The 8402-nt window shown below is 68.2% G+C and carries 8 protein-coding genes and 1 tRNA gene; 5 read left to right on the forward strand and 4 right to left on the reverse strand.

Translation table 11 applies throughout. The features are described 5' to 3' along the window. Nucleotides 1–218: 218 nt before the first annotated feature. The 3 genes from VGE49_RS10985 to VGE49_RS10995 form a co-directional block, all read right to left on the reverse strand. Nucleotides 219–1187, reverse strand: a complete 969-nt coding sequence (locus VGE49_RS10985; RefSeq protein WP_331034594.1) for a FecR family protein — start codon at nt 1185–1187, stop codon at nt 219–221. Continuing rightward, entirely contained in the window at nt 1177–1755 is a 579-nt protein-coding gene (locus VGE49_RS10990) for an RNA polymerase sigma factor (RefSeq protein ID WP_331034595.1), read from the reverse strand. The genes VGE49_RS10985 and VGE49_RS10990 overlap by 11 nt, the downstream gene beginning before the upstream one ends. A 70-nt stretch (nt 1756–1825) precedes the next feature. Beyond that, a tRNA-Arg gene (locus VGE49_RS10995) sits at nt 1826–1902 on the reverse strand. A 264-nt stretch (nt 1903–2166) separates the two neighbouring features. Here VGE49_RS10995 and VGE49_RS11000 point away from each other — a divergent pair. Together VGE49_RS11000 and VGE49_RS11005 are read left to right on the forward strand one after the other, a co-directional pair. Beyond that, on the forward strand, nt 2167–4665 hold the full coding sequence (locus VGE49_RS11000; RefSeq protein WP_331034596.1) for a helicase-related protein: 2499 nt from the start codon (nt 2167–2169) through the stop codon (nt 4663–4665). Further along, the gene (locus VGE49_RS11005) at nt 4662–4964 is read left to right on the forward strand and encodes an RNA-binding S4 domain-containing protein (protein ID WP_331034597.1); all 303 of its coding nucleotides are present in this window, start codon (nt 4662–4664) and stop codon (nt 4962–4964) included. The genes VGE49_RS11000 and VGE49_RS11005 overlap by 4 nt, the downstream gene beginning before the upstream one ends. Before the next feature lie 123 nt (nt 4965–5087). Here VGE49_RS11005 and VGE49_RS11010 read toward each other — a convergent pair whose 3' ends face one another. Beyond that, complete coding sequence (locus tag VGE49_RS11010) at nt 5088–5723, reverse strand: YceI family protein (RefSeq protein WP_331034598.1); 636 nt, start codon at nt 5721–5723, stop codon at nt 5088–5090. A gap of 162 nt (nt 5724–5885) precedes the next feature. On the opposite strand from VGE49_RS11010, the gene fdxA reads away from it, so the two are divergent. The 3 genes from fdxA to VGE49_RS11025 all read left to right on the forward strand — a co-directional run. Beyond that, nucleotides 5886–6227 carry a ferredoxin FdxA gene (gene fdxA, locus VGE49_RS11015; protein ID WP_184270003.1) on the forward strand — a complete coding sequence of 114 codons (342 nt, stop codon included), beginning with the start codon at nt 5886–5888 and terminating at the stop codon, nt 6225–6227. A 312-nt stretch (nt 6228–6539) separates the two neighbouring features. Further along, nucleotides 6540–7106: a CarD family transcriptional regulator gene (locus tag VGE49_RS11020; RefSeq protein WP_296172362.1), complete on the forward strand. Its 567-nt coding sequence runs from the start codon at nt 6540–6542 to the stop codon at nt 7104–7106. Nucleotides 7107–7319: 213 nt separating this feature from the next. Next, nucleotides 7320–8402 (forward strand): saccharopine dehydrogenase family protein (locus tag VGE49_RS11025; protein ID WP_331034599.1); only part of this gene is annotated, 1083 nt, incomplete at its 3' end.

The following is an 8402-nucleotide window of genomic DNA, read 5'->3' on the forward strand; positions in this document are numbered from 1 at the left end:
CCTGCCGGCGAACAACGTGGCCGAGTCCCTGTCGCGCCTGCCGGGCGCGGGCGGGCGCGGCGGCGGAGGCCAGCACGGCGACGGCGGCCGCCGTGAGAAGGCCGGTCTTATGGATACGCATTCGATAAATCCCCTGCGATCGAACCTGATCGTTACGGGGTTAGACGGCGGCTCAGGCCTTCCTGACACCTGTCATGAAAACTTGCTCCTCCGGTCGCCTAACCTTTGGAAATCTCAAACCGATCCGGACCCAGACGGGTCAGCTTGAAGCCGTGGACCCCCACCATGGCCGCCAGGGCGTTTTCCGGCTGGTCATAGGCGAAGCGGCCGCTGACCAGGGCGCGTCCCACGGCCGGGTCGGCCAGTTCGACCTTGATCCCGGTCGCGCGCTCCAGATCCTCGACCACGCTGGCCAGGCTCGCCTCATTGAACTCCAGCCAGCCCTTGGCCCAGGACGGCACATCGGTCTCGGCCTCGGGCCGGAGCAGGGCCGTGCGCTGCACCACGCCGGCGGACACGGTCGCCCGTTCGCCCGCATGGACGCGCGTCGACATCCCTCGCCCCGAAACGACCTTCACGATCCCTTCGAACACCACGACCTCGACCACCGCGCCGTCCGGCGTCTTGCGCTGGTCGACGTTGAAACGGGTGCCGACGGCCGTGACGCGCACCCGGTCGACCTCGACCGAGAAGGGCCGGTTCTTGTCGGGCGCCACCTCGAAGAAGCCTTCCCCCTCCAGGCGCAGACGACGCTCGTGTTCGCCCAGATCCACCCGCACCTGGCTCTGGCCGTTCAGCCGCACCGCGGACCCGTCCGCCAGGGTGATCGGTTGCGGAACGCCCCGGGTTCCCACGATCAGATCCCCGCGCGGCGTCAGGACGACGCCGGCCAGCGCCATCGCCCCGACGGCGACCGCCAGCCCGGCGCCGACAACCGCCCCGCGCGGCCGCAGGCTGAACTGTCGCCGTGCGGGCCGCGTCCGCGTCATCCGCTGGGTCGCCCAGATCACGGCGGCGTCGTCGATCAGCGCCTCGTGGCGTCGCAGCAGATCCGCCCGGTCCGGCCGCCCCTCCAGCCACTGATCCAGCGCCGTCTGCTGCGACGGCGACCATGTCGCATCGCGCCGCGCGTCGGCCCACAGCGCGGCCTCGCGGTCGTCCTTCGGGTTCACCGATCTAGTCGACATGGCGGCCCTCCGCCGTCCGGCGCAGCGTCTGTGCCGCGCGGCTGTAGTGTTTCTGCACCGCCTCGACCGACAGCCTCAGATCGCGCGCGATCGCCTCATAGGACTCCTCGCCCGCGCGACGCCGCACGAAGACCTCGCGCCGCAGGGGCGGCATGGCCTCCAGCGCCTTCTGGCACAGCTTCAACCGCTCGCTCATGTCCAGCGCCTCCAGCGGCGTCGCCCCGCTGTCGATGGGAAGCTCGGCCTCTTCCAGATCGTCGAGCTGCACATTTGCGGTCCGCCGGGCCCGATCGACCAGGATGTTGCGCGCCGCGCGCATGGCGTAGGAAAGCGGGTCGATGATCAGGGTCTCGCGGGCTCGCGTCAGAACGCGCACGATCGCCTCCTGCGCCACGTCCTCGGCGTCCCCCGCCGTCGCCGATCGCCGCCGGACATAGGCCAGCAGAGCCCGGTTCTGCGCCGCCAGAGTCCGCCCCACTTCCTGTTCGTGACCGATCACCGCAACGCCCCCCGCCGGAGCGCCGCTATAGAAGCCGCCCATGACGGAAACCGCGAAGTTCGATGTCATTTTGATAGCAGGCGAGAGCCGTAGAGCATGAACCCGCAATCAACACACTGATATTAAACAAGAAAAGCGATGGCGACCCCGGAGGGACTCCAACCCCCGACCTCGGCTTTAGGAAAGCCTTGCTCTATGCAGCTGAGCTACGGGGCCGTCTCGGATCGTCCCTAGCGGGTCGCGGGCGCGAGGGAAAGACGGGCGGCGTCAATTTGGCGCCCGGCAAGAAACTCCTAGCGATTAATCCCTGTTAAGCTACAATATGTTGTGGAGAACAGAACCTGAATCGGGCCGTGTCGCTGATTCGGTCATGATTCGTTTCGCGCCCGTTCCAGGCGCCGGAAACCTTCTGTTCATTCTCTCGCTCGCCGCGCGGTTTCGCTTGAGAAACGCGCGCCCCTTCTCCACCTTGAACCCGACATGAGTGATCGTTCCGCAGGTCTGGCCCCGTCGCGCGTCACGGCGATCCTGGGCCCCACCAACACCGGCAAGACCCATCTGGCGGTCGAGCGGATGCTGGGCCACGCCTCGGGCATGATCGGCCTGCCGCTGCGCCTGCTGGCGCGCGAGATCTATGAGCGGATCGTCAAGCAGCGCGGGGCCGCGTCCGTCGCCCTGATCACCGGCGAGGAGAAGATCGTCCCGCCGCGCCCGGCCTATTTCGTCTGCACCGTCGAGGCCATGCCGCTGGAACGTCAGGTCGAGTTCCTGGCCGTCGACGAGATCCAGCTGGTCGCCGATCCCGAGCGCGGGCACGTCTTCACCCAGCGCCTGCTGCACGCGCGCGGTCGGTTCGAGACCATGTTCCTGGGGGCCGGGACCATGGCCCCGCTGATCCGCGCCCTGGTCCCCGAGGCCGAGATCGTCACCCGCGAACGCCTGTCCACCCTGTCCTACGCCGGATCGAAGAAGCTGACCCGCCTGCCCCGCCGCAGCGCCGTGGTCGCCTTCTCGACCGAGCAGGTCTACGCCATCGCTGAACTGCTGCGCCGCCAGAGGGGCGGGGCCGCCGTGGTCATGGGGTCCTTGAGCCCTCGCACCCGCAACGCCCAGGTCGAGCTGTTCCAGTCGGGCGAAGTGGACTTCCTGGTCGCCACCGACGCCATCGGCATGGGGCTGAACATGGACGTCGACCATGTCGCCTTCGCCGGGCTGCGCAAGTTCGACGGCCGGCGCACCCGCTGGCTGCACGCCGCCGAGATCGGCCAGATCGCCGGGCGCGCCGGGCGCCACCTGCGCGACGGCACCTTCGGCGTCACGGGCGAGGCCGAGGAACTGGACGAGGACATCCTCGAACAGGTGGTCAGCCACCGCTTCGATCCGGTCGAGGCCGCCGAGTGGCGCCACGGACGGCTGGACTTCGACACCCTGCCCGACCTGCTGCGCTCGTTGACGGTGTCGCCCGAGCGCTTCGGCCTGCGGCTGACGGCCCAGGCCCTGGACGAGACCCTGCTGCGCCGCTTCGCGGCCGACGACGACATCAAGAAGATCGCCCGATCGCGCGGCGCCCTGATGCGGCTGTGGGAGACCTGCCAGCTGCCGGACTTCCAGAAGACCACCCTGGACGAGCACGCCCGCCTGTCGAAGGAGATCTTCACCGCCCTGACCAGCCGTCGCGGGCGTCTGACCGAGGACTGGGTCGCCCCGCGCTTCAATGATCTGGACCGCGACGACGGCCAGATCGACCAGCTGTCGGCCCGACTGTCGGGGGTGCGGACCCTGGCCTATATCGCCAACCGCCCCGACTGGATGGATCAGGCGCAAGGGTGGCGCGACAAGACCAAGACGCTGGAGGAGCGCCTGTCCGACGTCCTGCACGAACGGCTGACGGCGCGCTTCGTCGACCGGCGCACCACGGCCCTGATGCGGGCGCTGAACGTGCGCTCGGACACCGTGGCGGGGGTGGCCGACGACGGCGAGGTGACGGTCGAGGGCGAGGTGGTCGGCCACCTGGACGGCGTGCGCTTCACCCCCGAGGCCGGCGGCTCGGCCCTGGCCGATCGCGCCCTGCGTCAGGCCGCGACCCGCGCCGTGGGGCCCGAGATCGCCCGGCGCCTCGGCAAGCTGGCCGCCGAGGCCGACGAGGCCTTCAGCCTCATTCCCAACCCCCGCTCGGGCGGCGGCGACGTCCTGTGGCAGGGCGCCCTGACGGCCCGCATCATCAACGACGATCCCTTCGCCCCGCGCGTACGCCTGCTGGGCGACCTCGGCCCGGTCCCGGCGCGCGAGCGGGCCCAGCGCCGCATCGAGGCCTGGCTGGCGTCCGAGGCCGGGCGCGCGCTTCGCGAACTGCGCCGCCTGCGTCAGGCGGTCGACAGCGGCGCCCTGACCGGCCTGCCGCGCGGCCTGGCCTTCCGCCTGATCGAGGCCGGCGGCGTCATCCCGCGCGCCGAGGTCGAGCGCGCTCTGGCGGCGCTGAGCCAGCACGAGCGACGCACGGTCAAGACCTTCGCCATCCGCATCGGCGCCCATTCCGTCTGGCTGCCCGGCGTGCTCAAGCCCCGCGCCCGGATGCTGGCCCAGGCCTTCGTGACCGAGCCCTTTCGCCCGAGCGGCGAGGCCCTGATCGCCCTGCCCTCCCCTGCGCCATCGCCGCGCGCCCTGGCCGCCTTCGGTCGTCGCGCCGTGGGGTCGTGGAGCGCCCCGGTCGAGGCGCTGGAACGTTTCGCCGACCTGTCGCGCGCGGCGGGCAAGGCGCCACTCTCCGACGAGGCCCTGAGCGAACTGGGCTGGACCGCCGAACAGGCGAAACAGGTGCAGACCGCCCTGCGCCTGCCCCGCGCCGACAAGGCCCCGCGCCCCGGCAAGTCCGCGCACCCGCCCAAGGATTCGCCCTTCGCCGCCCTGGCCCAGTTGACCCAGCCGCCCGCGCCCCCGCGCCGCAAGCGCCGCCCGAGACGCAAGGCCGCCTCGGCGTGAATCCCGCTCCCGAGGTCGCGCAAAGCTGCCGCATCGACCTGTGGCTGTGGCGCGCCCGCTTCGCCAAGAGCCGCGGCCTGGCCGCCGACATGGTCGAACGCGGGCTGATCCGCCTGACCCACCACGGGGTCCAGACCCGGCTCGACAAGCCCAGCCGCAGCGTCCACCCCGGAGACGACATCCTGTTCGCGCAAGGCGGGCGGCTGATCGCCGTGCGCGTGCTCCATCTGGGCGAAAGGCGCGGCCCTCCCGAGGAAGCCCGCGCCCTTTATGCGGCGCTCGACACGCCGGACCGCTAGATTTCCTCCCCACTAGTGGGGAGGGGGACCGCGAAGCGGTGGAGGGGCTTCTTCGCGTAGAGCGCCCCTCCGTCACGTCGGCTACGCCGCCGCGCCGCCTCCCCATTGCATGGGGAGGAAAACTCAGCCCTGCTTCACGAACTCGCCTTCGATGTGCAGCTCCACCTCGTCGCCCAGGGCGGGCAGGCCGAAGTTGATGCCGAACTCCGAACGCTTGATGGTCGCCTCGCCGTCGAAGCCTGCCTTGTAGCCGCCGCGCGTCTGGCCGGCCTGATTGAACTCGACCTCCATCGTCACCGGCCGGGTCACGCCGCGCAGGGTCAGTTCGCCGTGCACCATGGCCTCGTTCGGCTTGGCCGGGTCCAGCATGATGTGGACCGAGCGGAAGGTGGCGACCGGATGGTTGGCGGTGTCGAAGAAGTCCGCCGTCTGCAGGTGGCGGTTCAGCCCGTCCGAGTTCGACGCCACCTCGGTCAGGGGAATGCTCGCCGTCAGGCTGCTGGCGGACGGATTGGCCGGGTCCAGCTTCAGTTCGGCCTGCACGTTCACGAACTGGCCCGTGTAGGTCGAGAAGCCGAGGTGATCGACCGACCAGGTGATCTTGCCGTGGGCGGGATCCAGCTTGTAGTCGCCGGCCTGGACCTCGGACGGGACCTTGGTCAGGGCCGCCTGGGCGACGACGGCGCCCCCGGCCAGCAGGCTGAGAGCGAGGGCTCCGGCGCCGATGCGAACGGCGGCGGAACGGGCGGTGAAACGCATGGGCGAACCTCCTTCTGAGCAATGATCTGTAATCGCATTGGATGCAGACGCCGCAGGACGCCGTCAAGCCGACGCCCGCGCCCTCGGTTGACAGTTGGGTCCGACAGGGCCATTTGCCCGCCCTCGACCTTGATCGCCGCCACACAGGCCCGCCCGACCGCCATGACCTACATCGTCACCGACGCCTGCGTGAAATGTAAGTTCATGGATTGTGTCGAGGTCTGTCCGGTGGACTGCTTCTACGAGGGCGAAAACTTCCTGGTCATCGCCCCCGACGAATGCATCGACTGCGGCGTCTGCGAGCCCGAATGCCCCGTCGACGCCATCGTCCCCGACACCGAGGACGAGCCGGACGGCAAGTGGCTGCAGGTCAACGCCGAGTACGCCAAGGTCTGGCCCAACATCACGGTCAAGGGCACGCCCCCCGCCGACCGCGAACAGTATGAGCGCGAGACCGGCAAGTTCGAGAAATACTTCAGCACGAAACCCGGCAAGGGCTCCTAAGGTCTCGACACAATCCGGTCACAAAGTGCCGGAACCGCTCAGTCGCCCTGTGGATGTTTTGAGATTTCCTAATTTTATGATAGGTTCCTCCCTATTCGAGACGGGCGGTTCCGCAGTGATGCGCGCCGCCCGCGTTTGCGACAGTCCCCCGTCGAACAGACGGGGTCGGCCAGAGGTTCGGTGATCCGCTTTCGCTTCTGATATGTGACCTGACCGCCCAACCGACGGGACCAGTTTCCGGCGGCGGGGTTGTTTTCGCCCATCGGCTGCGCTCAGCGCCTCGCTTCGCCCCTGTTCCGGGAAAGGAATGACATGACGAGCAAGACCGGTCTGGAATTCAAGGTTGGCGATGCGGTGGTCTATCCCGCGCATGGCGTCGGCAAGGTCGCCGCGATCGAGACTCAGGAAGTCGCCGGCATGTCGCTGGAGGTCTATGTCGTGACCTTCGACCATGAAAAAATGACCCTGCGCGTCCCGACCAAGAAGGCCAAGACCGCCGGCCTGCGCACCCTGGCCGCCGACGACACCGTCACCAAGGCCCTGACGACGCTCAAGGGCCGCGCCCGCGTAAAGCGCACCATGTGGTCGCGCCGCGCCCAGGAATATGAAGCCAAGATCAACTCGGGCGACCTGATCTCGATCGCCGAGGTGGTCCGCGACCTGCACCGCGCCGACACCCAGCCGGAACAGTCCTATTCCGAGCGTCAGCTCTACGAATCGGCCCTGGACCGCATGGCCCGCGAAGTCGCCGCCGCCAACCGCATCGACAAGGACGCCGCCGTCGCCCTTCTCGCCAAGTCGCTGAGCGCCAAGAAGCCGGTCCCGACCGCCGCCGAACTGGCCGCCGCCGAGGCCGAGGCTGAAGCCGAAGCCGCCTGATTTCAGGACGCCGACCGGCACGACAAAGGCCCGGCGGAAACGCCGGGCCTTTTCTTTCTACCGCCAAGCCTCGCCCCGGCGAGGCCGGGCGTCCGTCCGGGGCTCGCGAGACGCGACCGTTAGCGGTCATGTCATCATCGTGTTAAGAGCCCCGCCCTTTATAGCGGCGGCGGTGTCGCCAAGGCCTTTCAGACTTCTCAGGAGAAGCCACACATGAGCAAGGTGCTGGTTATCGGCGCAGGCGGCGTCAGCTCTGTCGCCGTCCACAAGATGGCGATGAATGCGGACATCTTCTCGCATATCACCCTGGCGAGCCGCACGAAGTCCAAGTGCGACGCCATCGCCGAATCCGTGAAGTCGCGCTTTGGCGTGACCATCGACACGGCCCAGATCGACGCCGACGACGTCGCCGCGACCACGGCCCTGATCCAGTCGGTGAAGCCGGCCCTGGTGGTCAACCTGGCCCTGCCCTATCAGGACCTGGCCATCATGGACGCCTGCCTGGCCGCCGGCGTCAACTACCTCGACACGGCCAACTACGAGCCGCGCGACGAAGCCAAGTTCGAATACAAGTGGCAGTGGGCCTATCAGGACAAGTTCAAGGAAGCTGGCCTGATGGCGCTGCTCGGCTCGGGCTTCGACCCGGGCGTGACCTCGGTCTTCGCCACCTACACCAAGAAGCACCTGCTGGACCGGATCGACACGCTCGACATCCTGGACTGCAACGGCGGCGACACGGGCCTGCCCTTCGCCACCAACTTCAACCCCGAAATCAACCTGCGCGAAGTGACCGCCAACTCGCGTCACTGGGAAAACGGCCAGTGGGTCGAGGGCCCGGCGCTGAGCCACAAGCAGACGTTCGATTTCGAGGGCGTCGGCCCGAAGAACATGTACCTCATGTACCATGAGGAACTGGAATCGCTGGCCAAGTTCTACCCGGAAATCAAGCGCATCCGCTTCTGGATGACCTTCGGCGACAGCTACCTGAAGCACCTGGAAGTGCTGGAAAACATCGGCATGACCTCGATCGAGCCGATGATGTTCCAGGGCCGCGAGATCATCCCGATCGAGTTCCTGAAGGCCCTGCTGCCGGAACCCGCCTCGCTGGGTCCGATCACCAAGGGCAAGACGAACATCGGCACCATCGCCACCGGCGAGAAGGACGGCGTTCAGAAGACCTTCTACGTCAAGAACATCTGCGACCACGAAGCCGCCTATGCCGAAACCGGCAACCAGGCCGTCAGCTACACCACGGGCGTTCCGGCCATGATCGGCGCGGCCATGATGCTGACCGGC

The organism is Brevundimonas sp. (assembly GCF_036405315.1).
Taxonomy (GTDB): domain Bacteria; phylum Pseudomonadota; class Alphaproteobacteria; order Caulobacterales; family Caulobacteraceae; genus Brevundimonas.

What these genes read in the sequence shown, in the direction of transcription:
- VGE49_RS11010 (WP_331034598.1), bottom strand. Translation starts at nt 5,723, where the DNA reads ATGCGTTTCACCGCCCGTTCCGCCGCCGTTCGCATCGGCGCCGGAGCC.
- VGE49_RS11000 (WP_331034596.1), top strand. Translation starts at nt 2,167, where the DNA reads ATGAGTGATCGTTCCGCAGGTCTGGCCCCGTCGCGCGTCACGGCGATC.
- VGE49_RS10985 (WP_331034594.1), bottom strand. Translation starts at nt 1,187, where the DNA reads ATGTCGACTAGATCGGTGAACCCGAAGGACGACCGCGAGGCCGCGCTG.
- VGE49_RS10990 (WP_331034595.1), bottom strand. Translation starts at nt 1,755, where the DNA reads ATGACATCGAACTTCGCGGTTTCCGTCATGGGCGGCTTCTATAGCGGC.
- fdxA (WP_184270003.1), top strand. Translation starts at nt 5,886, where the DNA reads ATGACCTACATCGTCACCGACGCCTGCGTGAAATGTAAGTTCATGGAT.
- VGE49_RS11020 (WP_296172362.1), top strand. Translation starts at nt 6,540, where the DNA reads ATGACGAGCAAGACCGGTCTGGAATTCAAGGTTGGCGATGCGGTGGTC.